We start from the raw sequence: 23,579 nt of genomic DNA on the forward strand, positions 1-23,579 counted from the left end.
GGGCCGGATGAGGGGGCGGCAGGCTCTGAACTCGCCGCCCCCTCATCGCCTCGCTAAGCTCGGCACTTCTCCCCGTTGGGGAGAAGAAAGAACCTGCTCCTTACCCCTGCTGATAACGCGCAAACGCCTGTTCGCCGCTGGCATTCTCATGAATGATCGCCATCAGTCCGCGCACCACGGCACTCGGATTGGCATGCTGATAGATGTTGCGCCCATAGACCATGCCCATGGCGCCCTGCTGCATCAAGGCCGCCGATTTATCGAACACAGCCCGCAAATCCTCCTTGCCGCCGCCACGTACCAGAACCGGGCAGCGCGCCGCCTCCACCACCCGGTGGAAATCCGCGGCATTGTCGGTCGGGTCCGCCTTGACGATATCGGCACCCATCTCGCGGGCAAGACGCGTCAGCGTGACGATCTTGTCGGCATCGCCATCCACCATGTAGCCGCCTTTTTCCGTGACCGGCTGCATCACCAGCGGCTCGATCATCAGCGGCATGCCATACTTGTCGCAATCGGCCCGCACGCGGGAAATATTCTGCACGCACTGGCGGAACAGGTCCGGCTCGTCCGGCAGCATGAACAGGTTGACGACGACGCAGGCGGCATCCATCTCGAGCGCGCCGATCAGCGGCTCGGCCTCGTTCTGCAACACCGCCCACATGTCGCGGTGGCGGATGCGGTTATAGGGGTTGCCCATGTCGATGCGCATCACCAGTGCCGGCTTGTCCTTGCCAGGGATATCCTGCAGCAGGTCCGCCTGGCCGTAGTTCATCTGGATCGCATCCGGCCCGGCAGACACCAGCGCCTTGACGACCGCTTCGATGTTTTCCAGTCCATCGAGGAAAGACGGCTCGTTGCATACGCCGTGGTCTATCGCCACGTCGAGGCAGCGGCCATTGCCGAACAGCCGGTTCATCCGGACTTTGCTGTTGTTTCGCATTCTGTGCTCCTTGGTTCGTTCCTTGCGGAAAGCATATCTTCATCGACGCCATGGCGCCCGTTGAGAAGGGTGAGAAAACGGCTGCGCTCCTGAGCGCGCTGCGCCGGTGTCCAGTGTTTTTCCTGCGCCAGCAGATCCAGCACCGCATCGGCCATATCCAGCGACAGTTCGCCCGAAATCGCCAGCGCCGTCCGGCGCAACAGCAGATCGTCAAGATGCTCGACCGCTTCGCCGCGGATCAGGAACTGCAATTCGCGTACCGAATAACCGGCGTGCGGCAGCGCTGCGTCGGGGCCTGCCGCAATGAAGGCTGCAACGGCCTCGGCATCGGTGCCATAACGGGCAAACAGCTCGGCCATGCGCGCTCCGGAAAGCCCCTTGGCCGTGGCAGTGTTCGCAAGCCAGACCGGCGCATTGGCCGGAAAGGCCCGCCCGCCGCCGATTGGCCGGTCGGTTGTCGAAACACGGCGGCGTTTGCCTAGCCGTTCGAGCGCCATATCGGCGGCCATCTCCCCGAACGACCGGAACGTCGTCCACTTGCCGCCAATCATGCACAGCACCGGCGGACCACCATCCTTCGGCTCCACGACCGTGCAGAAATGATCGCGCGGAATGCGGCCGGTAAAGCTATCGGTGCTGGCAGGCAGCGGCCGCACACCGGCAAACTGGAAGACGATCTCCTCCGGCCTGATCTTGATATCCGGCAAGACGAAGGCGAGCGATTGCAGGATGTAATCGCGCTCGTCGGCTTCGCAGCGCACGGTTTCCGGATCATCGACGCGGATATCGGTGGACCCGACCAGCACCTTGCCGAGATAGGGAAACAGGATGCAAATCCGCCCGTCCTCATTTTCGTAATAGATCATGTGATCGGCGAGCGCGCCGCGCAGCGCGTCATTGTCGATGATCAGATGCGATCCCTTGGTGCCGCCCATCAGCGGTGCGGGGAGCGCGTCCGGCGAAAACAGGCCTTGGTTGGCGATATCGATCCAGCCACCAGTGGCATTGATGATCAGCGCCGGTTCAACGGCAACGGATGCACCGCCAATCTGGTCTTCCACGCGATACCGGCCGTCTTCCGTGCGGCGCAGCTCCGCATAGTTCAGCGCCTTGGCCCCGGGTGCCGCCAAAAGACCGTCCTGCAACAGTTCCATGCCAAGCCGTTCCGGATGACTGACCCAGGCGTCGAAATAGGTGGCAGAACTCTTGATGCCCGGATGAAGGGCTGGCCATTTGCTGAGCGTCGAACGCCGTCCGCGAAACTGATGGCGCGGCATCATCGCCCGCTTGCGTGTCAGGAAATCATAGATACTGAGACCTGCCTTGATGGCAATGGCGCCCCTGCGGCTCGGGCTGCGGCTCAAACCCAGAAACCGGACGAGACCATTGCCGAGACCGGAAAAGATATCGAAGACCGGCACCGTCGTCGGTAGCGGCGCCACGTAATGCGGCGCGTTGCGCAACAGCCGGTCCCGTTCGGCGAGCGATTCCTGCACCAGCTTGAACTCGCCATTTTCCAGATAGCGAAGCCCGCCATGCACCATGCGCGACAGCGCGGCACTGGCACCCGAGCAGTAATCATGCTTTTCGACGAGCAGCACGTTCAGCCCCTGCAGCGCCAGTTCCCGAAAGACGCTGATGCCGTTGATGCCGCCGCCGATGACACACACGTCCACCTTCGGGCTCTGGCGGAGCCCGTCCAATATTTCTTCACGTTTCATGATGGCGATCCGCTACCTGTCCATATCAGTCAGTTTCGCCGCTATCGCCGTATCGATGGCCGCGAGATCGGCCGCGTCGAGCCGGATGGTGCCTGCCCGCGCGTTGTCGATCGCCTGCGCCGGATTGCGCGCGCCGCACAGCGCGAAGGTCACGCCAGGCTGCGCCAGTGTCCAGGCAATCACGGTCTGGGCGATGCTGGCCTCATGCTTTTCCGCAACCGGCCGGATGGCGTCGGCCAGAGCCGCTGCCTTCTTCCGATTCTCGACTGAAAAGCGGGGATTATCCTTGCGCTGGTCGTCGCCGGAAAACACCCGGTCCGGACCGATCGTGCCCGACAGAAGCCCGAGCGCCAGCGACGAATAGCTGAGCGTCGCGATGCCGTTGGCCTTGGTCATTGGCAGAAGATCCACCTCGATCTCCCGATCGATCATGCTGAACCGTTCCTGGATCGCATCGAGACCACCCACCGCAATATAGGCATTGAGATCATCGCGGCTGACATTGCTCGCCCCGATGGCGCGGATCTTGCCGGAGGCGCGCAGGTCTTCCAGCGCCCGCATGGTCTCTTCGACCGGCGTCGTCGGGTCTTGCCAGTGGGTGATGTAGAGATCGATATAGTCGGTTCCGAGCCGCTTCAGGCTCTCCTCGACCTCGTGCAGGATTGCGTCCCGGCCGAGATAGCGATGAACCGGCTTGCCGTCCTGATCGAAGAAGTGGCGGCCTTTCTGCGTGTGCCAGACAAGACCGCATTTGGTGGCGATGACGGCCTTGTCGCGGCGGCCAGCCAAGGCCTTGCCGACGATCTCCTCCGAACGGCCAAGCCCGTAGGCCGGCGCCGTATCGATCAGCGTTACGCCGGCATCGAGCGAAGCCTGGATTGCGGCGATGGATTCCGCCTCGTCCGTCCCGCCCCACATCCAGCCGCCGATCGCCCATGTGCCGAGCCCGACCGCCGAGGCGGAAACGCCGGATGCACCGATCTCGCGTGTCAACTGTTGTCCGCTCATGCCCATTTTCCTTCGCCATTCGCCAATGCCAGCACGCGCGCACCGGTCGCTTCGTCCGTCACCAGCGTATCGAGATGATTGCCTCTCAGAACACTGAGGATCGGTCCTGCCTTGTTTGGTCCGCTCGCCACGCCGATCTTGGTGGGGATCGAGGCAAATTCCGGCAGTGTCAGCGACACCAGCGACCGGTTGAGGCTGTAGTCACAAACCTGCCCCTGATCGTCGAGCAGATGCGCCAGCAGTTCGCACGATGCGCCGGAACGCTCGATGGCCGCGCGGTCGGTGCTCGAAGACGGATGCAGGTCGTAGTAACTCGAGTCGTCCGACAGGATCGAGCCGATGCCGACCACGGCGATCTTCGCCTCGCGGGCCCGCTTGAACACGTCGGCAACGGAGCGCATGTTGATCAGCATGCCGCGCTCGGCCGCACTATCGGCAAACAGCGGCGCATGGATCTGGTAGGAACGCCCGCCCAGCCGGTCGGCCATCATCGTCGAGACGTGGTTGACGTCGGTGTAATGTTTGCCCTGGACGCAACCGGTCGCGGGGATCACCTCGACATCAAAGCGGCGCTGCGCTTGCAATCCGGCAACGACGGCGCTGACGCCCTTGCCACCGGTAATACAGATCGTATCGCCATCGATAATCTCTTCCAAAAGCAGCCGGGCCGCCGCCTCGCCGACCGCCTGCAGCGCTGTCTGCGGATTGTCCGACACCGTCGGCACCACCACGGCGCGGCCGATACCGCCGAGCGCCAGCAGCTGTTCTTCCATATCGACCAGCGGCTCGACCGGCGACTTGATCTTGATTTCGACGAGGCCCAGCTGGCGGCCGCGCTTGATCAGCCGATTGACGGTGGCGTGCGAGATGCCGAGCTGATCGGCAATCTGCGCCTGCGTCAGCCCTTCGAGGAAATGCAGAACCAGCGCCTGGTGCATCTGCCGCGCAATGACGATCTCCTCGCGCGGCGCATTGGCGGGTTTCAGTTTGGCAATCGGCCTATTGGGCGACATATCAGGCAGCCTTCCGCTTGTGCAGGAAATGGTCGATTGAAACAGCGGCGAGCAGAATGCAACCTTTGATCATGTCTTGCCAATAGACGGACACGTCGAGCAGGATCAGCGAGCTGGTGACAACAGAGAGCAGAGCGATGCCGAGGATCGCCCCCAGGATCGTGCCGGAGCCACCGTTGAGCGAAGCGCCGCCGATCACGGCCGCTGCGATGATGTTGAGTTCCATGCCAACACCGAACGTCGGGGTCGCGGCACCGAAGCGCGACATGTATATGACGCCGGCAACACCGGACAGGGTGGCGCAGAGCACGGTGACCCAGAATTTCACCTGGTTGGTCTTGATGCCGGAATACAGCGCCGCCTTCTCGTTGCTGCCGGTATAGAACACCTTGCGGAACGCGGTTGCCCGGCGCAGCAGGAAATCGAACAGCACGACGACCGCGACGAAGATCAGGATGACATAGGGGATGCCGTAGAACGTCCCCTGCCCGACCGCCTTGAACGACGGTGGCAAGGTAAACAGCGACAGCGGCGTGCCCTTGGTGATGATCAGGCAGATACCGCGCACGATCACCATGGCCGCAAGCGACGTAATGAAATGGTTGAGCCCCACCACCGTGACGAAGAAGCCCATGACGCAGCCGATCAGGCCGCTGGCAATGATGCCGATCAGCGATGCACTCCACGGATCAAGCCCCATCAGGAACAGCGATCCCGACAGCACCATCGAGAAGCAGACGACCGAACCGACCGACAGATCGATGCCGCCGACGATCAAAAGGATGGTCATGCCGACGACGACGATGCCTTCGACCGAAAAGGACATCATCATCGCCCGGAAGTTGCCGAGCGTCAGGAAGTGCGGCGAGGCAAACGTCATGGCGATGCAAAGCGCCAGGATGATCGCGATCAGTCCTGCCTCGCGCATCGTCCCCAGCCGCTTCCAGCCCGGCGCCCGCGCCTGATGTGCCGTTGCCAATGTAGCATCCGCCATGACCTTGTCTCCTGCCCCTGCTTGTTCTTTATGCGGCATGCTCTGATGCCTTTGAAGTGTTGTGATCGCCGACCCCCGATGCGAGCCGCATGATTGCCTCCTCCGTCATCGCCTCGCCCTCGACCTCACCGGCGACCGTGCCTTCGCGGATCACCAGAACCCGGTCGCAAAGGCCAAGGAGCTCCGGCAGTTCCGACGAAATGACGACGATGCCGATACCGGAGCGGGCGAGATCGCGCAGCAGCCGGTGGATTTCCGATTTGGCGCCGACATCGATGCCGCGCGTCGGCTCGTCCATCAGGATGACCTTGGGATTGACCGCCAGCTGCTTGGCAATCGCCACCTTCTGCTGATTGCCGCCCGACAGCGACGAGACCGGCATTTCGATACCGCCCATGCGCACGCCGAGCCTCCTGGTCAGATCACGGGCGCGCTCCGCCTCCGTCTTCGAATTCAGAAGCCCCAATGGTCCCGTCAGCGACTTCAGGTCGAGAACGGCAATATTCTGGGCGATGGACAGATCGAGAAAAACGCCAGAGCCCTTGCGATCTTCCGAGAGATAGACGACACCAGCCTTGACGGCCTGAGCATAGGACCGGGCGTTCAGCCGCTGCCCATGCAGCGTCACGTCGCCCTCTGTCACCGGCCGCAAGCCGCAGATGCCTTCCGCAATCTCGGTGCGGCCCGATCCGATCAGACCGCCGATCCCGAGAATTTCGCCCTTGCGCAAGTCGAAGCTGACATCGTGAAAGCGACTGCCATCGCCCAGCTTGCCGAGGCTCAAAATGGTTTCGTTCGTCCGCTCGCTCGCAGTCTGCTTTTCCGGATAGAGCTGCGTGATCTCGCGGCCAACCATGCGGCGGACGATATCGTCCGGCGTCAGATCCGCGACCTTCTCCGTCGAAACATAACGTCCGTCGCGGAAGACCGTGACCCGGTCGCAAAGGCTGAAAATTTCGGCCATGCGATGGCTGATATAGATGATTGAAATACCCTGTGCCTTCAGATCACGGATGATCCCGAACAACACCTGGGTTTCGGATTCCGTCAATGCGGCCGTCGGCTCGTCGAAGATCAGCACCCGGCAATCGAGCGTCAGCGCCTTGGCGATCTCGACCAGCTGCTGGCTGGAAATTGGCAACTCGGCCACCTTCTGGCGCACGTCGATCGGTGTCAGCTGGTTCATCACGGCCTGAGCCTCGCGCTCCAGCCTGCCATAATTCATGAAAGGCGAGCGACGCCGGTTGGTAGCTGCCATGAACATGTTTTCCGCCACCGTCGCATCGGGGCAGAGCGCAATTTCCTGATGCACGAGGCCAAGCCCGAGCGATTGCGCCACCGACGGCGACGTCACCTTCACCGGCACACCATCGACGAGAACTGCGCCCTCGGTCGGCTGCAATACACCGGCGATGATGTTCATCAGCGTCGATTTTCCCGCGCCGTTTTCGCCACACAGCGCATGAACCTCGCCCTTCTCCAGGCTGAAGCTCACATCCGTCAACGCCTTCACGGCACCGAAGTGCTTGCTGACATTGCGAATTTCCAAGACCGGCACCGGCGCCATGACATTCTCCCTGATACGCTTGCGGTGGCTGCCCGGAGCATCATGCCCCGGGCAGCCGGCACGAAAAGGCTTACTCCTCGATGCCCTTCGTACCACGCCGCTTCAGGTACTTGTCCCAGTAGAAGTCGTCGGCATTGTCGGCAGTCACGATCGACAGGCCGTTATCGACGAAGGGAATGCTCATCGGGTTGAAGCCGGCGCGCTTGGCGTCGTTCATCGGGTCGATGAGTTCCGGATGCTTGGCGAGCCACAGAAGCATGAAGCCCATGTAACCCTGCATGCCCTGGTTCGGGTTGATCGAGCCGAACACTTCGCCCGCCTTGATCATGTCGAGAATGTTGGCGTTGACGTCGGCGCACATGACGAGGATCTTGCCGCCGTTTTCCTTGCTGGCCTGCGACGCGCCGATCGCCGAGTTGGCTTCCGGCATGAACACGGCACCAAGGTTCGGATTGGCCTGGATGAGGCTCGACAGCGCCTGATAGGCCTTGGTCGGATCCTGGTTGGAAGCCGCACGGCCGACCAGCTTCATGTCCGGATATTTTTCTCCCATCCGGGCGATGAAGGCGGCGATACGCTTGTCGTGGTTGTCCTGGCCTGGATTTTCCAGAACCGCATATTCGCCCTTGCCGCCCATCTTTTCGGCAATCGCGTCGGCGGCATAGGTGCCTTCGCGGGTGTTGTCCGAGGTGATGAACGAGATGCGCTTGGAAAGCGGCGCATCGGCGGCGAAGGTCACGACAGCCGTGCCCTGGTCGATCGCGCGGTTGATCGGCTCGATGAACGGGTCGGAGTTCATCGGGTGAACGAGGATACCGGCCGGGTTCTGGGCCAGCGCCTGGTCGAATGTGGCAATCTGCTTGTTGACGTCATATTCCGGCGTGCCGGTATAGGCGGTTTCACAACCGAACTGCTGGCCCGCCTGCTTGAACATTTCATAGACCGGGAACCAGTATTCGACGCCCGAGACCATGACGTTCATGACATACTTTTCGCCCGGCTTGCAGCGGAACGGATTTTCCGTTTCAGCGCTGGCAGCGCCGGCGAACAGCGTGGATGCAAGGACCGCCAATGCGGTCGTGCTTAGAAATTTGCGCAAGATTCCTCCTTGAGGCCGAAGCCCCTCCCAAATACCCGGCGGCGCCTGAAAGGCGGCCCGATGATCCAATGAAGACCGGAGTTCCTCCTCGAAGTCCGGTATGGGCAGATAATCGCAACGGCGAAGCGCTGTCAATATAATTCATACTTTGAAATATATTTCACATATTCGGATAACGAAGCTCCGCCTTTTACTGTCAACGCCCCCAGCAAGACCACTCCCGTCCCGGCATCTCATCCATCATCACACGGCGTTCAGGCTGCTGTCAGCCCAAAACGTCAGAGGTGGCTGATCGAAACAGCCGTTGGTGGAACGATGTACAGATTTTTGAAGCTGGCCGGGCTGGCAGGTTGCGCCGCCGCTGTGGGGCTTGGAACCTATCTCTTCACCATTCAGGCCACCGGCAATTTTTCCGAGGTTGTCCCCGGCGCGCTTTATCGTTCAAACCAGCCAACGGCCCTGCAAGTGGCCGATTATGCTGAGCGCTACGGTATCAAAACCATCGTCAACCTGCGCGGAAGCAGCGAAGACGCCGCATGGTATAAAAACGAAGTTGCAGCAGCCCAGGCCCTCGGCATCAAACATATCGACTTCAAGATGATTGCGACCCGAGAATTGAGCGTGGAAGAAGCCCACAAGCTCGTCACAGTCTTGCGCGACGCGCCCACGCCCATTCTCATCCACTGCAAATCCGGCGCCGACCGGACCGGCCTTGCCTCCGTCCTTTATCTCAACCGCATTGCCGGCGTCGATGAAGACATAGCTGAGCGGCAACTGTCGATCCGCTTTGGCCATTTCAGCATCCCTTTCCTCTCGCCCACCTATGCGATGGACGAGAACTGGGAAATGCTCGAAAAGGTCTACGGTCTTTCCGGCTGATCAGCGGCACCGGCCAGTTACAGACGTCACCCGGCGGCTCAGGACACCAGGCTCTTCGGCCGGGCGATATCGTTTACCCCTTCCGCATCCGGCGCATGGCCGTAACTCATCTTGCGCATCTGCTCGATCACTCGCGCCATCTCATCGTCCGGCAACACCGGCGGCTCGCCGAGCGTCAACGCCTGCACATACATGCGCGACAAGGTTTCGATTTCGATCGCCAGCCAGAGCGCGCCTTCCAGCGTCTTGCCAAGCGAAATCTGGCCATGCTGGCCGAGCAGGCAGGCGAGCCGGTCCTTCAGCGCCACCAGTGCATGATCCGAAAGAGCCTGCGTGCCGAATGTGGCATATTCCGCGCAGCGTACCGTCGTACCACCGGCGACACCGGTCATGTAATGAAAGCTCGGAATGGTCTTGTGATGGCAGGCAAGCGTCGTGGCGTAGATCGAATGGCAGTGTAGCACGACATTGATATCCGGCCGGTTCTTCAGAATGTCGCGGTGGAAGCGCCATTCCGAAGACGGCCGGCGGCCGGTATAGGTGCCGTCGAAATCCATCTCCACCAGATCGCCCGGCGTCATCGTGTCGTAGGCAAGTGAGGATGGCGTGACGAGGAAACCGGTGGCCGTGCGCACGGAGAGGTTCCCCGCCGTTCCCTGATTGATGCCGCTGGCGTTCATCTTGCGGCAGGTGTCGACCATGTCGCGGCGCAGCGCGGCAATATCGGTGTGTTGAGTGCTCATAGGGAGGACCTTTCGTAAAGCACGTTGAAATTTGTGGCCTGTCTGGCCGTGGCCTGCCAACGGCGGGCATAGGCCGCCAGATCGGCGGATGGATGGTTGAAGACCGGTGGTTTTTCGAGCGCGATCGCCGCCCGGGCGGACCGGGTTCCGTGGCTGGCGAGCAGCGCCGTGCCCGAGGCAACGCCATAGGTATCGAGGCTGGAAACCGTGTCACCCTGCGGCCGCAACGCCGCAACCAGCGCCGCATACAGAGGATCGCGCAGAAAGCTTCCGTCGAGGATCACCCGGCCACTGCTTCTCAGCGCATCCAGGCATTCGACCGTCAGAAGCGCCGTATAGAGCACCGCCAATGCCTTGCGTTCCGCCGCATCGGCCGGAGGCGGCCCGGCAATATGCCCCTTGCCCGCGCTGCCGGGAAACAGCCCATCGTCATCGCCAAAAGATGGCAGCGCCATCGTGCCCTGCCCGATCATCCGGCTGACGGCAGCCGCTTCGGCATTCAGGCGGTTATCGTCACGCCCGGCAACATGGGTGAACTCGCGCCCGCCCATGGTCAGCGCCCCGCCGACCGGGTTGCCATCGACATCGCTGTTGCAAGTCATGCCGCGATGTTCGTCCAGTCGGTCAAGCGGCGTCTTGCCGCTCAGCGCAACGATCCACGTCCCGGTTGAAACCACCGTCGCATCATCGAACCCTGCCGCCTGATAGCGATAGAAGTTGGCGCTGCTGTCATGAATGCCGGCGAGAACCCGGATGTCCGGTGGCAGATCGTATCGCTTCGCGACAACCGAACGGATCGTCCCGAGCGCCTCCCACCCCCTGGCGAAAGGCGGCAGCAGGTTTTGCCAGCCCTGCGATGCAACGATAGGCGACCAGTGCTGCTCTGCCACATTCCAGAGATGCGATTGCGCACCGAGAACTGTGGCTTCTGACACCGCCACACCCGACAATCGCCAGGCCCAGTATTGCGGCACGCCCAGAAACCACTTTGCCCGGGAAAAACCTGCAGGATCGGCCTGCTGCATCCAGAACATCTGGCGGGCATGATGGGTGGCGCCATGCATCATGGCGCTGCCCCGGTCGAAGAACGAGCCGGACAAGGCGGCATAACGCCGGCGGATATCGTCCGGCAGAGCCTGTTCGTAATCGATCATCGGCAAGGCGGTACCGTCGCCGGCATCGGGATCCGGTCCAACGAGAACGCCGCCGGAGCCATGGCCGGAGGAAACGAAGGTCGATAGGGGATGGCGCTTTGCAAGACCGGCAAGCGTGCCGAACACCCAATCGCTCAGCGTATCCAGATCGTGATGCCGCCACGGCCCGTCTTCAGTCACCGGATTGGCAACCGACAGCGTTTCGAGAATGGTGCCGGATGCTGTGACCGCGTTAAGCTTCACATTGGTCTTGCCGACATCGAGGACCGCGACAGTTGCTTCCTGCCCGTCCCCCCTTCCTTCGCTCCACCGCCCGTCCGCCATGTCCGCATCCCGCATTGTCTGTCAGTTAGCGGCTGTTCCCGCCCGTGCGGGAACAACCCGGTCCTGTTGTCAGATCAAACCGTATTGCCGCGCCTTGTTGCGCAGGAACGGCAGGCCGTTGCCCATCACTTCAGCCTTGTCCTTGGCCACCGGCCGCCAGACGGCAAGCCCATAGGCCACCTGCGGCGGCATGTTGATGAAGCTTTCCATGGCAAGGCCGCCCTTGAAGCCAATGGCAGCGAGCGCTGCATAGATCTCGTCCCACGGCACGTTGCCGTAACCGGGCGTACCGCGATCGCTTTCCGAGAGATGGATATATTTCAGGTGCTCGCGCGCATCGAGAATGCCGTTGGCAGCGCCCTTTTCCTCGATGTTCATGTGATAGGTATCGAGATGCACGAAGACATTGTCGGCACCGACCCTCTCGATCATATCGACCGCCTGCCAGCCGGTATTGATCAGGTGGTTTTCGTAGCGGTTGACCGCCTCGACGCCCAGTTCGATGCCGCGCGTCTTGGCGTGCTTGGCTGCCGCCTGTAGGGCGCGGGCGATATTGTCATATTCCTTTTCGGTCGGCGGAACGCCGGTGCGCTCGCCGATACCGCCGAAGATGACCCCGGACAGAGCTTCCGCCCCCATATCCGCCGTCTTGTCGATGGCGACCTTCAGGTGCTCGACGGCCTTTTCCGGATGCACCGAGGCCCAGGCATGTTCCGGCAGCCCGAGCGAGCAAACCGAACGCAGCTTGTGTTTTTCGAGCAGCTTGCGGCTATGTCCAGCATCGACCGCAGGCGCATCGAGAAGCGCGATTTCGATGAAATCCATCTCGTATTTGACCGCGGCGGCAATCGCCTTTTCCGCTCCCGCATGGTCCCATTTCATGGTCCACATACTGGTATGAACGCCAAAACCTTCCATGGTTCTATCCTTTTTTACGCTTGAGAGATTGGAAGTGGCCTGCGGCAAAGCGCAGGATCATCACGGTGATGAGCAGGATGCCCCAGACGGCCGTCGCCAGATGTTGATTGGCGCCGAGGATGTTGAGGCCCGAAGACAGGAGCTGCAGCACCACCAACGCCACGGCCACCGGAATGACACGGCCAAAGCCGCCGAACGGATTGACCCCACCGAGGAAGCAGGCAAGCACGGTGATCAGCAGGTAGGACTCGCCGTGGCCGACACGCACCGAGTTGAACCGGGCGAGCATGATGATGCCGGCAATCGCGCACATCGCCCCCGACAGCGTATAGACCAGCACCAGCACCTTGCGGGTATTGACGCCGGAATACCGCGCCGCCTCGATATTCGAGCCGATCATGTAGGTGTTGAAGCCGAGCTTCATGCGGGTCAAAAGCAGATGCCAGATCAGGACACAGCCGATGAAGACGAGCAGCGGCACCGGAAAGCCGAGAATGCTGCCATGGCCGAGCGGCTGCAGGAAGGCTGGAAAACCTGAGACATCGCCGCCACGCGTCAGGAACTCGCCAAGCCCGCGCAGGAAGATCATCATCGACAGGGACACAAGGATCGGGTGGGCGCGGGTATAGGCAATCACCAACCCCATCACCACGCCACTCAAAGCTCCGACGCCAATCCCCAGGACGGAGCCGAGGAAAAAGGCAAACGGTCCGGCATCAGCACCGCCATTTTGCTGCAGCACCCAGGCAACCGTCAGCCCGGCAATATTGGCGGTAAAGGTGATGGCAAGGTTGAGGCCGCCTGTCAGCACCGGCAAAAGCATCGCCAGGGTCAGAAGCCCGAGTTCCGGCAGCTGGAAAGCCACCGAGCCGAAGGTCGCCCAGCTGAAGAATTGCGGCGAGGCCAGGCTGAAGATCACCAGTACGGCAATGAGCGCAAATCCCGGCCCGGCCATATCCGGCCCGAGTGCCACCTTGATGCGATTGAGGATTGCGGTCATTTGCGGCCCTCCTCATGGCGCATGAACGGCAAGAGCTTTTCGATGCTGGTATTGGACAGGGTAATGGCGACGAGAATGATGGCGCCGACGATCATCTTGAAAGCGTAGGGCGAAACACCTGCCAGATTGAGCCCGTTCTGGGTAATCGAGATCAGAAGAACGCCGAGCACGCAGCCAAGCACCGAGCCCTTGCCGCCGCCGAGCCGCGCACCACCGAGAACAACGGCGGCCAGTACGTCCAGTTCTCGGCCATACAGTGCATTCGGCACCACTTCCTGTGCATAATGCGCCTGGATCAGGCCGCCGATCCCGGCCATCAGGCCAAGCCAGCCGAAAGCGATGAACTGCATCGCGCCGATATTGATGCCGAACCGGCGCGCGCCCTCCGGATTGTCACCGAAAGCATAGAGCTGCCGCCCGGTCGTGGTACGGGTGATGAATACCCAGGTCGCCACCACGCAGATCAGCATGACCAGCACCGGAAGCGTGATCTCGATCCAGCTGCCGTCAGCCATTTCGTGTTCGAACAGGATGACCCGCGACGTCAACCAGTCCGGCAGATTGTAGATCGACACCCCGCGGGTGAAGAACATCAGCAGGCCAAAATAGATGTTGAAGGTGGCGATGGTCGCGACGATCGAAATGATCCGGAATTTATGGATCAGGAAAGCATTGACCGCACCGAGCAAGACGCCGAGCGCCCCGGCGATCAACAATCCGCTGATCCACCCGCCACCGCCCATCCAGCCGAGCATCAGTGCAGCGACATACTGAACGACGGAAGCAGCAACCGCGAACGAGATATCGATGCCACCCGCAATCAGAACCACCAGCAGGCCGACGGCAAAGATGATATTGACGGAACTGGTGTTGAGCAGATCGAACGCATTGCCGAGCGAGAAGAACCGGTCGGTTGCAAAGGACAGGAACAGGCTGATGACAGCGATGACGGCGATCAGCGCAAATTCCGTCGCATGGGATTGAACAGCCTTACGCATAGACGGCTGCCTCGATCTCGGCGAGCGAGCAGGCCGCTGGCAGGAACTGGTCGACGACACGCCCCTTGGCCATATGCAGCACGCGGTCCGCGTTGAAATAGACTTCCGGCACCTCGTCGGAAATCAGGATGATCGCGAGGCCCGTCTCCGCCAGCTTCGCGACGATATCGAAGATGCCTGCGCGTGCGCCGACATCGACGCCGACGGTCGGGGCATCGAGGATGAGCAGCTTCGGATCGGTCGCCAGCCATTTGGCAATCGCAATGCGCTGCTGGTTGCCGCCAGACAATGTCGAGATCGCATCGGTTTGCAGCCCGATCTTGACGCCGAGATCAGCGATCCATTGAGCGACGAGATCGCGCTTGCGGCTGTCGGACAACAGTCCGCCCGAGATGATCTTGTCGAGCGAGGAAATCACCAGATTGTCGGCGATCGATTGTGGCTGGATCAGCCCGAGCGACAGCCGGTCTTCAGAGAGATAGGCGATCCCTGCCGCGATGGCGTCACGATTGGAAGAGAAATGAACCGGCTTGCCTTCGAGTTTGACGGTGCCGGAACGCGGCTTCAGCATGCCGAACAGCGAGAGTGCCAGTTCAGTGCGCCCTGCCCCCAGCAATCCTGTAATGCCAAGGGTTTCGCCCCGCCGCACGGCAAACGAGATATCCTCGAACTGTCCGGGCCGCGAAAGAGCTTCCACCTCCAGCACCACCGGATTGGCATTGACATTGCGGGCGCGAACCGTCTGGTCGAAGGTCTTGCCGGTCATCAGTTCGGTAATGCGCGACTGGGTCATGCCCTCGGTCGAATAGGCGCCAACCAGCGCACCATCGCGCAACACCGTCAGTCGGCTGGAAATCTCCAGCACCTCGGCCAGCCGGTGGCTGACGAAAACAACGGCAACACCGGAGGCAGACAGCGTGCGGACAATATCGAGAAGATGGTCGGTTTCCGATTGCGTCAGCGATGCGGTCGGCTCGTCCATGAAGACGAGCTTCGCTTCGCCGACCAGCGCCCGGGCAATCGCCACGATCTGGCGCTGGGCGATGGCATAGTCCTTCAGCGGCCGGTCGACATCGAGCGTCACGTCCAGCCGCGCCAGGGCTTTGACCGCCTTCTCGCGCATGGCGTTATAATTGACGAAACGCGGCCAGCGGCCGAGCAGCGTCTGGAACGCAATATTCTCGGCCACCGTCATTTCCGGAAACAGCGCCAGATCCTGCCAGATCACCTGAATGCCGGAATTCTGCGCCGTCACCGGCGACATATGCGAATAGGTCTGCCCGTCGAACTCGATCACCGCGCCATCCTGCGGCCGGTAGACGCCGGTGATGATCTTGATCAGCGTGCTCTTGCCCGAGCCGTTTTCACCCGCCAGGCAATGCACCTCGCCCGGCAGGACGTCGAAACTGACATCCTTCAAGGCCCTGACGCCACCGAACGTCATGTTGATGTTGCGCAGGGACAGAAGCGGCTTTTGGCCACTCTTAGCGCTCTCGCGTCCAGTCATCGGTTCAACCTGTGAAATGCTGATTTTTTAGAACTTCCGGGCGCCGCCAAGCCGGCCGAAGCCAGCCCAGCAGCCCGGGAGAACCCATTCGGGAAGCGCGTTACAGGCCCATGCCTGCAAGCTCGTCCACGGTATCCTTGTTGATCGGCAAAAGCTGATCGACGATGATGTCGTTACCAGCAGGCTTGATGACGCCGAGACCCGGAATATCGTCACCATCCTTGACGCTTTCGCCCTTGATCAGGCGGGCGGCCATGGTGACGAAGACTTCGCCGGCCTGTTTCGGATTCCACATGAAGCCACCGGAGATCGCACCGGACTTGATCAGCTTCTGGCCCTGGCCGGGCGAGAATGGTCCGAGCACGAAGATTTCACCGGTCTTGCGGCGTTCCTCAACGGCACGTCCGGCGCCGATCGGCCCCTGGCTGCCGAAGGCAAGGAAGCCCTTCAGGTCCGGGTGAGCGGAGATCAGATCAAGCGCCGTCGAACGGCTCTTGTCGACATCCTCGGCCACGCCATAACGTTCGCCGACCAGTTTCATGTCCGGGTAGTTGGACTTGAGATAAGCGACGGCCGCATCCGCCCAGGCATTGTGCAGGGGAACAGTCAGCGAGCCGACGAACACGGCATATTCCCCCTTGCCGCCCATCTTTTCAGCCAGGAGTTTGGCATGCGCTTCACCAAAACCGGTCGACGAGGCCAGCTCGAAATTCCAGTCGGCCCCCTTCTGGCTCGGCGATTCATGAGTGATAACGAAGATGCCGGCTTGCTTCGCTTTGGCAAGCACCGGCTCAAGCACCTTGGCATCGTTGGGGACCACACCGATCACCTTGACGCCCTGCGCGATCAGATCCTCGATGGCGCGCACCTGCAGCGCCGGGTCAGCGCTGGTCGGGCCAACCATGAAAGCATCGAGACCGAGCTTGGCGCCCTGCTCCTTGATCCCGGCATCCATCGCGTTGAACCACGGAATACCGCCAATCTTGACGACGACGCCAACCTTGTCGGCGGCCATCGCCGCAAACGAAACGCCAAGCGACAGCGATGCAGCGAGCGCCGCAATCATAAACTTTTTCATGCTCTTCCTCCTCCAAACGTTTCCGCGCACGGAAACAGGCCCGGGGCGCCCGGCTGGCGCTCCCTGTCAGTTCAGTTCGGATTGACGCGGGAAATCGCATCCTCCACTTCACCGCCTCCTCAAGCGGACCATGGTGCACAATCGATATTTCTTTTTTGCACAATCGATGGTGCAAATAATATGTTTTGGATTTAAACTTTCGTCAAGAGGAAATTGGCACTAAGCAAATGAAGGGAGGAATCGATGAAACCGCAGGGAAAAAAGAAGGCGACGATCTACGATCTATCGGTCCTGTCCGGCTGTTCAGCGTCCACCGTCAGCGCGGTGCTCAACGGCACCTGGCGCAAGCGCCGGATCAAGGAAAGCACGGCCGAACTCATTCAAAGCCTTGCCGAGCAGCACCAGTATACCGCCAATCTCCAGGCGCGCGGCCTGCGCAATTCCCGCTCCGGCCTTGTCGGCTTGCTTCTGCCCGTCCACGACAACCGCTATTTTTCCTCCATGGCCCAGACGTTTGAGGCGCAGGTGCGCAGCCACGGCAAATGCCCGGTGGTTGTCAGCGCGTCACGCGATCCGCAGGAAGAATTGGCGACCGTCGAAACGCTGATCTCCTATTCGATCGACGAACTGTTCATTGCCGGTGCCACTGATCCCGACAGCGTCCATGGCCTGTGCGAAGCCGCAGGCATCCGCCATATCAATATCGATCTTCCCGGCACAAAGGCGCCGTCCGTCATCAGCGACAATTATCAGGGCGCGCGGCTCCTGACACAGGCGATCATCAAGCGGTTCGACGATGCCGAAGCGCCCCTGAGGCCGCAGGAACTGTTCCTGTTCGGCGGCCGCAACGACCATGCCAGCCGCGAGCGCATAAAGGGCTTTCGCGACATCAAGACCGAACTGCTTGGCCACGACAGCGACGACTGCATCCAGCCGACCGGCTATTCGCCGGGCATGACGCAGAAAGCCTTCGAGGCATTTTACGAGCGTGAGGGAAAGCTACCGCGCGGACTGTTCATCAATTCGTCGATCAACTTCGAAGGCCTGCTCCGCTTCATGGCGCAGCACCCGCACGAGACTTTCGCCGATATCGTGGTCGGTTGCTACGACTATGATCCCTTCGGCTCCTTCCTGCCCTTCCCGGTGATCATGATCCGGCAGGACACGGAAAGCATGCTGGCCAAGGCCTTCGAACTGATCGAAGAAACCCGCCCCGCCGTGAAGATCCACCTGATCCAGCCGGAGCTGGTCCATCCGCGCACCGCGCTCAAAGGCCCACTCGATTCCATCCGCGACATCGATGCCTGAGCCCCCCCTCTTTCGATCCCGCCGCAAAATTGTGGAACCGATTGACTTGCTACCGCGAAGGATTAAGCTTTCGGGGATAGCGAACACTATGCGCACGGGAATTGTTGCGGATGGTGCAAGTGGCTAGGCATCCTTGAGGAGGATGAGGTTTGCCATGGATTATCGTGATATTCTGCTGATCAGCGCATCCATCATCGCTCTTTCTTCGTTTGATGCCCGGTCCGAAGAGGGCGATGCAACGGTAGGCGCCACCGTTTTCAAGAAATGCGCGATCTGTCATATCGTTGATACCGACAAGAACAAGGTCGGCCCGTCGCTGAACGGGCTATTCGGCAGAAAAGCCGGAACACATCCGGATTTCGCCTATTCGGCTGGGATGAAGGCGGCCGGAGACGGTGGCCTCGTCTGGGACGAGACGACGTTGCGGGACTATCTGCACAATCCGAAAGTAAAGGTGAAAGGCACCAAGATGGCCTTCGCCGGCCTGAAGGACGATCAGGATATAAGCAATCTCATCGCCTATCTGAAGCAATATTCCAAGTGACAGGTTGCGTGACGGGCATGTAGCCCATCCACAAACTGCTTTAATTGCTGCGTTTCTCACTTGCAGGACACTAAACCGATATTCTGTCGATGCGGCTTTCGGTTCACGGCCGGGTCGGCTCAGGGAGGGTCGGAAATGGCTGTCGTGTTGATCCTCGCCTTGCTGGTGGTGGGCTCCGTGCTGTTCCACCTGCTAAGCCCTTGGTGGTGGACACCGATCGCGTCCAACTGGACCTATATCGACAACACACTCATCGCCACTTTCTGGATTACCGGTGTCGTCTTCGTCGCGGTCGTCTCCTTCATAGCCTATTGTGTCTGGCGTTTCCGGCACAAGCCGGGCAACCGGGCGGCGTACGAGCCGGAAAACCGGAAGCTGGAGTTGCTGCTGGCATCGGGAACAGCCGTCGGTGTCGCCGCCATGCTTGTGCCAGGCCTTTTCGTCTGGAACCAGTTCATCACCGTGCCCAACGATGCCGCACCGGTGGAGGTTGTCAGCCAGCAGTGGTTATGGAGTTTTCGGCTGCCGGGCGCAGACGGAAAGCTCGGCCGGTCGGAGACGCGTGACATCACCCCGGAAAATCCGCTTGGCGTGAACAAGAACGATACGGCCGGCCTTGACGACGTCATCATCGAGGGTGGCGAGCTGCATCTGCCGGTCGGCAAGCCGGTCCACATCCTGTTGCGCTCCATCGACGTCCTGCACGATTTCTACGTACCGGAATTCCGCGCCAAGATGGACATGATCCCCGGCATGATAACCTATTTCTGGTTCACGCCGACACGAACCGGCACCTTCGATATTCTCTGCGCCGAACTTTGCGGCGTCGGCCATCCGCAAATGCGCGGGACTGTCGTGGTCGAGGAAGCGGAGGCTTATCAGGCATGGCTGGCGCAGCAACAGACATTCACCCAGCTCCTGGCATCGGCAGAGCCGCAGCCAGCAAACTGAACACGGCAGGAAGGCATCGGAGCGAAAGGAAGCAAAGATCATGGTCGAGATTCCAGCCGGCAGCGCAGACGCGGTCCCGGCCGCCGAAGTCGAAGACATGGAGCTTTACCATCCGAAAAGCTGGTGGACGAAGTATGTCTTCAGCCAGGATGCCAAGATCATCGCCGTGCAATACGCGATCACGGCCATCTCGATCGGTCTTGTGGCACTTGTGCTTTCCTGGCTGATGCGGCTGCAGCTTGCCTTTCCCGGATACTTTGCCTTCATCGACGCCGATCACTATTACCAGTTCATCACCATGCACGGCATGATCATGGTGGTCTATCTGCTGACCGCGCTGTTTCTCGGCGGTTTCGGCAATTACCTCATCCCCCTGATGGTCGGCGCGCGCGACATGGTGTTCCCCTATGCGAACATGCTGAGCTATTGGATATATCTGCTCGCGGTCCTTATCCTGGTTGCTGGGTTTTTCGCCCCCGGCGGGCCGACAGGGGCCGGATGGACGCTTTATCCGCCGCAATCCGTTCTATCCGGCACACCCGGCGGCCAGGACTGGGGCATCCTCCTGATGCTGTCCTCACTGATTGTCTTCGTCATCGGCTTTACCATGGGTGGGCTGAACTATGTCGTCACCGTTCTGCAAGGCCGTGCGCGCGGCATGACGCTGATGCGCATGCCCTTGACCGTCTGGGGCATTTTTACCGCAACGGTGATGGCGCTTCTGGCCTTCCCGGCCCTGTTTGTCGCCTGCGTCATGATGCTGTTCGACCGCCTGCTTGGCACCAGCTTCTTCATGCCCGCCATCGTTGAAATGGGGACGCAGTTGCAGCATGGCGGCGGCAGCCCGATCCTGTTCCAGCACCTGTTCTGGTTCTTCGGGCATCCGGAGGTCTATATCGTGGCGCTGCCTGCCTTCGGGATCGTCTCGGACCTCATCAGCACGCATGCGCGCAAGAACATCTTCGGTTACCGGATGATGGTCTGGGCGATCGTCATCATCGCAGCCTTGAGCTTCGTCGTCTGGGCGCACCACATGTATGTCAGCGGCATGAACCCCGCCTTCGGTTTCTTCTTCGCCACCACGACGCTGATCATCGCCGTCCCGACCGCGATCAAGGTTTACAACTGGGTGCTGACTTTGTGGCGCGGCGATATTCACCTGACGCTGCCCATGCTCTTTGCGCTGGCCTTCATCGTCACCTTCGTCAATGGCGGACTGACCGGCCTGTTTCTCGGCAATGTCGTCGTCGATGTTCCGCTGTCCGACACGATGTTCGTCGTTGCCCATTTCCACATGGTGATGGGCGTGGCGCCGATCCTCGTCATCTTCGGGGCGATCTATCACTGGTACCCAAAAGTGACCGGGCGCCTGCTCAACACCGCGCTCGGCCATATCCACTATTGGATCACCTTTCTCGGTGCCTATGCGATCTTCTTTCCGATGCACTATCTCGGCCTGCTCGGCGTGCCGCGCCGCTACTACGAGATCGGCGAGACCAGCTTCGTTCCGCCTTCGGCCCACACGCTGAACATCTTCATCACCATCATGGCCCTCATCGTTGGAGCAGCACAGGTGGTCTTCCTGTTCAACCTGATCTGGAGCCTTTTCCGCGGCAAGGAGGCCGGCGGCAATCCGTGGCGCGCCACGACACTCGAATGGCAGACGCCGCAAACGCCACCCGCCCATGGCAACTGGGGCAAGGACCTGCCGGTCGTCTACCGCTGGGCCTATGACTACAGCGTGCCGGGAGCGCCCGAGGATTTCATTCCGCAGACCCAACCAGCAACCGGCGGCCTAACGCGGGAGGTCATGAGATGAACGTCACGCTGCTTTTCCTTGCCGTCATCGGCGCCATCATCGCCTGGTGGATGGCGGGACAGCGGCTGACGTCAAAACCCTGGCTCGAAGCGAGCCCGGTGCAAACGGCAACCAGCATGAACGATCCGGCTGCTCCGACAATAAAAATCGGCCTTTATGTCTTCCTCGGCGTCGTCGGCGCCCTCTTCAGCCTGTTCATCAGCGCCTATTTCATGCGCATGGCCTCCTCTGACTGGTGGGGAATGCCGGTGCCTGGGCTGCTCTGGGTGAACACCGGCCTGCTCGCCGCCAGCAGCGCCGCGCTGCAATGGGCAAAAACCGAGGCCCGCCACGGCCGCATGGAGACACTGAAACCTGCACTTACCACCGGCCTCCTCCTTGCCGCGCTCTTTCTCGCAGGACAGATCGAGGCCTGGCGGGAACTGACCGCGGCCGGCTATGTGCTGGCCGACAACCCCGCCAACAGTTTCTTCTATCTGCTGACCGGCCTGCACGGCCTGCATATTCTCGGTGGTCTTGCCGTGACCGGCCGCACCACCGTCCGGGCATTCGCGGCCAATGTTCCGCCTACCCAACTACGCCTCAGCGTCGATCTTTGCGCCACCTATTCGCATTTCATGCTTGCCGTCTGGCTCGTCCTCTTCGCGCTCTTTGCCGGCTGGGCGAACGATTTCGTCGATCTCTGCCGCCAACTGCTCAGCTAGGGGATTTTCAGATGACACAGTCCGCCCAGACACACAGCGATCCCGGCCTCCAACCGGCAGGCCTGCGGGGCATCGCCACCGATTTCGGTTCGGACCAGCGCGCCTTCAAAACAGCCTCCTGGGGCAAGGCGATGATGTGGATCTTTCTTCTCAGCGATACCTTCGTCTTTGGCTGCTTCCTCCTGGCCTATATGACCGCCCGCATGTCGACGCCCGTCGCCTGGCCCAATCCGAGCGAGGTCTTCGCGCTGCATATCGGCGGGCAGGACGTTCCGCTGATCCTGATCGCGATCATGACCTTCGTGCTGATCTCAAGCAGCGGCACCATGGCGATGGCGGTCAATTTCGGCTATCGTCGCGAACGCGGCAAGACGGCAGTCTTGATGCTCGCAACCGCCCTGCTCGGCGCAACCTTCGTCGGCATGCAGGCTTTCGAATGGACGAAGCTGATATCGGAAGGCGTGCGCCCATGGGAAAACCCATTCGGCGCGGCACAATTCGGCTCGGCCTTTTTCATGATCACCGGCTTTCACGGCACGCATGTCACGATCGGCGTCATTTTCCTCCTCATCGTCGCCCGCAAGGTCTGGCGCGGTGACTTCGACACCGAACGGCGCGGCTTTTTCACCAGCCGCAAGGGCCGCTACGAGGCCGTCGAGATCATGGGCCTCTACTGGCACTTCGTCGACCTGGTCTGGGTCTTCATCTTTGCATTTTTCTATCTGTGGTGAGGAAGAAGGTCATGAGTGAAACAACGGCGCACATGCACGCACAGGCTCAAGCTCAAAGCGGACAGCATCATCCGATCCGGCTCTATCTTGTCGTCTGGGGCCTGCTCTTCGTGCTCAGCGCCTTTTCCTACATGGTCGATTATCTCGGCATCCAGGGTTATCTGCGGTGGTCGCTGATCCTGCTGTTCATGATGTTGAAGGCTGGCCTGATCGTCGCCGTCTTCATGCACATGGCCTGGGAACGGCTGGCACTCGTCTACGCCATCCTGCTGCCCCCCCTACTCGTGCTGATTTTCGTCGCGCTGATGGTATCGGAATCGCACTATACGATCTTCACCCGCCTCGCCTTCTTCGGGGCAGCATCGTAGCCCTATCTCGCAAAGAACTTATGAGCCGGGCTGATGTCGGCGCGTCTCATACCGGCGCTGATCGCCCGTTGGCTTGTCATTCCTGCTTCTGCTTTGCCTATGAACGGCAAAAAGCCCGTGTCATTTCTGATCACGGGCTTTTGTTTTTTGTTTGGTTGCGGGGGCAGGATTTGAACCTGCGGCCTTCAGGTTATGAGCCTGACGAGCT

23 protein-coding genes are annotated in these 23,579 nt (G+C 60.7%); 9 read left to right on the plus strand and 14 right to left on the minus strand.

From position 1 onward, the window contains the following. Nucleotides 1-100: 100 nt before the first annotated feature. The 7 genes from ASD36_RS28045 to ASD36_RS28075 all read right to left on the minus strand — a co-directional run bounded on the left by ASD36_RS28045 (nucleotide 101) and on the right by ASD36_RS28075 (nucleotide 8,345). Nucleotides 101-943 carry a class I fructose-bisphosphate aldolase gene (locus ASD36_RS28045; RefSeq protein WP_060506021.1) on the minus strand — a complete coding sequence of 281 codons (843 nt, stop codon included), beginning with the start codon at nucleotides 941-943 and terminating at the stop codon, nucleotides 101-103. Further along, nucleotides 916-2,664, minus strand: a complete 1,749-nt coding sequence (locus ASD36_RS28050; protein WP_060506022.1) for a glycerol-3-phosphate dehydrogenase/oxidase — start codon at nucleotides 2,662-2,664, stop codon at nucleotides 916-918. The genes ASD36_RS28045 and ASD36_RS28050 overlap by 28 nt, the downstream gene beginning before the upstream one ends. Nucleotides 2,665-2,676: 12 nt before the next feature. After that, complete coding sequence (locus ASD36_RS28055; protein ID WP_060506023.1) at nucleotides 2,677-3,672, minus strand: aldo/keto reductase; 996 nt, start codon at nucleotides 3,670-3,672, stop codon at nucleotides 2,677-2,679. After that, entirely contained in the window at nucleotides 3,669-4,685 is a 1,017-nt protein-coding gene (locus ASD36_RS28060; protein ID WP_060512043.1) for a sugar-binding transcriptional regulator, read from the minus strand. The genes ASD36_RS28055 and ASD36_RS28060 overlap by 4 nt, the downstream gene beginning before the upstream one ends. 1 nt (nucleotide 4,686) lies before the next feature. Next, nucleotides 4,687-5,679, minus strand: a complete 993-nt coding sequence (locus tag ASD36_RS28065) for an ABC transporter permease (RefSeq protein WP_112834580.1) — start codon at nucleotides 5,677-5,679, stop codon at nucleotides 4,687-4,689. A 28-nt stretch (nucleotides 5,680-5,707) separates the two neighbouring features. Further along, the gene (locus tag ASD36_RS28070) at nucleotides 5,708-7,246 is read right to left on the minus strand and encodes a sugar ABC transporter ATP-binding protein (protein WP_060506026.1); all 1,539 of its coding nucleotides are present in this window, start codon (nucleotides 7,244-7,246) and stop codon (nucleotides 5,708-5,710) included. 70 nt (nucleotides 7,247-7,316) lie between these two features. After that, entirely contained in the window at nucleotides 7,317-8,345 is a 1,029-nt protein-coding gene (locus ASD36_RS28075) for a substrate-binding domain-containing protein (RefSeq protein ID WP_060506027.1), read from the minus strand. A 315-nt stretch (nucleotides 8,346-8,660) separates the two neighbouring features. Here ASD36_RS28075 and ASD36_RS28080 point away from each other — a divergent pair, with 315 nt between their 5' ends. Beyond that, a complete protein-coding gene (locus ASD36_RS28080; RefSeq protein WP_060506028.1) occupies nucleotides 8,661-9,224 on the plus strand; it encodes a dual specificity protein phosphatase family protein in 564 nt (187 codons plus the stop codon). A gap of 38 nt (nucleotides 9,225-9,262) precedes the next feature. On the opposite strand, the gene ASD36_RS28085 is transcribed toward ASD36_RS28080, so the two are convergent. The 7 genes from ASD36_RS28085 to ASD36_RS28115 all read right to left on the minus strand — a co-directional run bounded on the left by ASD36_RS28085 (nucleotide 9,263) and on the right by ASD36_RS28115 (nucleotide 16,946). Then, nucleotides 9,263-9,967 (minus strand): class II aldolase/adducin family protein, encoded by a 705-nt coding sequence (locus tag ASD36_RS28085; RefSeq protein WP_060506029.1) that lies wholly within the window; start codon nucleotides 9,965-9,967, stop codon nucleotides 9,263-9,265. Further along, nucleotides 9,964-11,445 (minus strand): FGGY family carbohydrate kinase, encoded by a 1,482-nt coding sequence (locus ASD36_RS28090; protein ID WP_060506099.1) that lies wholly within the window; start codon nucleotides 11,443-11,445, stop codon nucleotides 9,964-9,966. Before ASD36_RS28090 ends, ASD36_RS28085 begins: the two co-directional genes overlap by 4 nt. A gap of 69 nt (nucleotides 11,446-11,514) precedes the next feature. After that, nucleotides 11,515-12,363, minus strand: a complete 849-nt coding sequence (locus tag ASD36_RS28095) for a sugar phosphate isomerase/epimerase family protein (RefSeq protein ID WP_060506030.1) — start codon at nucleotides 12,361-12,363, stop codon at nucleotides 11,515-11,517. Nucleotides 12,364-12,367: 4 nt separating this feature from the next. After that, nucleotides 12,368-13,363, minus strand: a complete 996-nt coding sequence (locus ASD36_RS28100; protein WP_060506031.1) for an ABC transporter permease — start codon at nucleotides 13,361-13,363, stop codon at nucleotides 12,368-12,370. Continuing rightward, a complete protein-coding gene (locus tag ASD36_RS28105; RefSeq protein ID WP_060506032.1) occupies nucleotides 13,360-14,361 on the minus strand; it encodes an ABC transporter permease in 1,002 nt (333 codons plus the stop codon). The genes ASD36_RS28100 and ASD36_RS28105 overlap by 4 nt, the downstream gene beginning before the upstream one ends. Continuing rightward, a complete protein-coding gene (locus tag ASD36_RS28110; RefSeq protein ID WP_060506033.1) occupies nucleotides 14,354-15,868 on the minus strand; it encodes a sugar ABC transporter ATP-binding protein in 1,515 nt (504 codons plus the stop codon). Before ASD36_RS28110 ends, ASD36_RS28105 begins: the two co-directional genes overlap by 8 nt. A gap of 100 nt (nucleotides 15,869-15,968) precedes the next feature. Next, nucleotides 15,969-16,946, minus strand: a complete 978-nt coding sequence (locus ASD36_RS28115; RefSeq protein ID WP_060506034.1) for an autoinducer 2 ABC transporter substrate-binding protein — start codon at nucleotides 16,944-16,946, stop codon at nucleotides 15,969-15,971. A 243-nt stretch (nucleotides 16,947-17,189) separates the two neighbouring features. On the opposite strand from ASD36_RS28115, the gene ASD36_RS28120 reads away from it, so the two are divergent. The 8 genes from ASD36_RS28120 to ASD36_RS31190 all read left to right on the plus strand — a co-directional run. Then, nucleotides 17,190-18,254: a LacI family DNA-binding transcriptional regulator gene (locus ASD36_RS28120; RefSeq protein WP_060506035.1), complete on the plus strand. Its 1,065-nt coding sequence runs from the start codon at nucleotides 17,190-17,192 to the stop codon at nucleotides 18,252-18,254. A gap of 154 nt (nucleotides 18,255-18,408) precedes the next feature. After that, nucleotides 18,409-18,798 (plus strand): cytochrome c family protein, encoded by a 390-nt coding sequence (locus ASD36_RS28125; RefSeq protein WP_060506036.1) that lies wholly within the window; start codon nucleotides 18,409-18,411, stop codon nucleotides 18,796-18,798. Nucleotides 18,799-18,933: 135 nt separating this feature from the next. Further along, complete coding sequence (locus ASD36_RS28130) at nucleotides 18,934-19,749, plus strand: cytochrome c oxidase subunit II (RefSeq protein WP_060506037.1); 816 nt, start codon at nucleotides 18,934-18,936, stop codon at nucleotides 19,747-19,749. Nucleotides 19,750-19,789: 40 nt separating this feature from the next. Continuing rightward, the gene (locus tag ASD36_RS28135; RefSeq protein ID WP_060506038.1) at nucleotides 19,790-21,568 is read left to right on the plus strand and encodes a cytochrome c oxidase subunit I; all 1,779 of its coding nucleotides are present in this window, start codon (nucleotides 19,790-19,792) and stop codon (nucleotides 21,566-21,568) included. Then, on the plus strand, nucleotides 21,565-22,272 hold the full coding sequence (locus ASD36_RS28140; RefSeq protein ID WP_060506039.1) for a cytochrome c oxidase subunit 3: 708 nt from the start codon (nucleotides 21,565-21,567) through the stop codon (nucleotides 22,270-22,272). Before ASD36_RS28135 ends, ASD36_RS28140 begins: the two co-directional genes overlap by 4 nt. Before the next feature lie 11 nt (nucleotides 22,273-22,283). Then, complete coding sequence (locus ASD36_RS28145; protein WP_060506040.1) at nucleotides 22,284-23,003, plus strand: heme-copper oxidase subunit III family protein; 720 nt, start codon at nucleotides 22,284-22,286, stop codon at nucleotides 23,001-23,003. 11 nt (nucleotides 23,004-23,014) lie between these two features. After that, a complete protein-coding gene (locus ASD36_RS28150) occupies nucleotides 23,015-23,371 on the plus strand; it encodes a cytochrome C oxidase subunit IV family protein (protein WP_060506041.1) in 357 nt (118 codons plus the stop codon). A gap of 20 nt (nucleotides 23,372-23,391) precedes the next feature. Beyond that, a partial coding sequence (locus ASD36_RS31190; RefSeq protein WP_210171876.1) for a hypothetical protein occupies nucleotides 23,392-23,579 on the plus strand: 188 nt, incomplete at its 3' end.

This window comes from Rhizobium sp. Root1334 (genome assembly GCF_001426665.1).
Classification (GTDB): Bacteria; Pseudomonadota; Alphaproteobacteria; order Rhizobiales; family Rhizobiaceae; genus Pararhizobium.

Bases quoted from the DNA above. Each gene is read 5' to 3' on its own strand.
- ASD36_RS28045 (WP_060506021.1), bottom strand. From the start codon at position 943: ATGCGAAACAACAGCAAAGTCCGGATGAACCGGCTGTTCGGCAATGGC.
- ASD36_RS28050 (WP_060506022.1), bottom strand. From the start codon at position 2,664: ATGAAACGTGAAGAAATATTGGACGGGCTCCGCCAGAGCCCGAAGGTG.
- ASD36_RS28055 (WP_060506023.1), bottom strand. From the start codon at position 3,672: ATGAGCGGACAACAGTTGACACGCGAGATCGGTGCATCCGGCGTTTCC.
- ASD36_RS28060 (WP_060512043.1), bottom strand. From the start codon at position 4,685: ATGTCGCCCAATAGGCCGATTGCCAAACTGAAACCCGCCAATGCGCCG.
- ASD36_RS28065 (WP_112834580.1), bottom strand. From the start codon at position 5,679: ATGGCGGATGCTACATTGGCAACGGCACATCAGGCGCGGGCGCCGGGC.
- ASD36_RS28070 (WP_060506026.1), bottom strand. From the start codon at position 7,246: ATGGCGCCGGTGCCGGTCTTGGAAATTCGCAATGTCAGCAAGCACTTC.
- ASD36_RS28080 (WP_060506028.1), top strand. From the start codon at position 8,661: ATGTACAGATTTTTGAAGCTGGCCGGGCTGGCAGGTTGCGCCGCCGCT.
- ASD36_RS28085 (WP_060506029.1), bottom strand. From the start codon at position 9,967: ATGAGCACTCAACACACCGATATTGCCGCGCTGCGCCGCGACATGGTC.
- ASD36_RS28090 (WP_060506099.1), bottom strand. From the start codon at position 11,445: ATGGCGGACGGGCGGTGGAGCGAAGGAAGGGGGGACGGGCAGGAAGCA.
- ASD36_RS28095 (WP_060506030.1), bottom strand. From the start codon at position 12,363: ATGGAAGGTTTTGGCGTTCATACCAGTATGTGGACCATGAAATGGGAC.
- ASD36_RS28100 (WP_060506031.1), bottom strand. From the start codon at position 13,363: ATGACCGCAATCCTCAATCGCATCAAGGTGGCACTCGGGCCGGATATG.
- ASD36_RS28105 (WP_060506032.1), bottom strand. From the start codon at position 14,361: ATGCGTAAGGCTGTTCAATCCCATGCGACGGAATTTGCGCTGATCGCC.
- ASD36_RS28110 (WP_060506033.1), bottom strand. From the start codon at position 15,868: ATGACTGGACGCGAGAGCGCTAAGAGTGGCCAAAAGCCGCTTCTGTCC.
- ASD36_RS28115 (WP_060506034.1), bottom strand. From the start codon at position 16,946: ATGAAAAAGTTTATGATTGCGGCGCTCGCTGCATCGCTGTCGCTTGGC.
- ASD36_RS28120 (WP_060506035.1), top strand. From the start codon at position 17,190: ATGAAACCGCAGGGAAAAAAGAAGGCGACGATCTACGATCTATCGGTC.
- ASD36_RS28125 (WP_060506036.1), top strand. From the start codon at position 18,409: ATGGATTATCGTGATATTCTGCTGATCAGCGCATCCATCATCGCTCTT.
- ASD36_RS28130 (WP_060506037.1), top strand. From the start codon at position 18,934: ATGGCTGTCGTGTTGATCCTCGCCTTGCTGGTGGTGGGCTCCGTGCTG.
- ASD36_RS28135 (WP_060506038.1), top strand. From the start codon at position 19,790: ATGGTCGAGATTCCAGCCGGCAGCGCAGACGCGGTCCCGGCCGCCGAA.
- ASD36_RS28140 (WP_060506039.1), top strand. From the start codon at position 21,565: ATGAACGTCACGCTGCTTTTCCTTGCCGTCATCGGCGCCATCATCGCC.
- ASD36_RS28145 (WP_060506040.1), top strand. From the start codon at position 22,284: ATGACACAGTCCGCCCAGACACACAGCGATCCCGGCCTCCAACCGGCA.
- ASD36_RS28150 (WP_060506041.1), top strand. From the start codon at position 23,015: ATGAGTGAAACAACGGCGCACATGCACGCACAGGCTCAAGCTCAAAGC.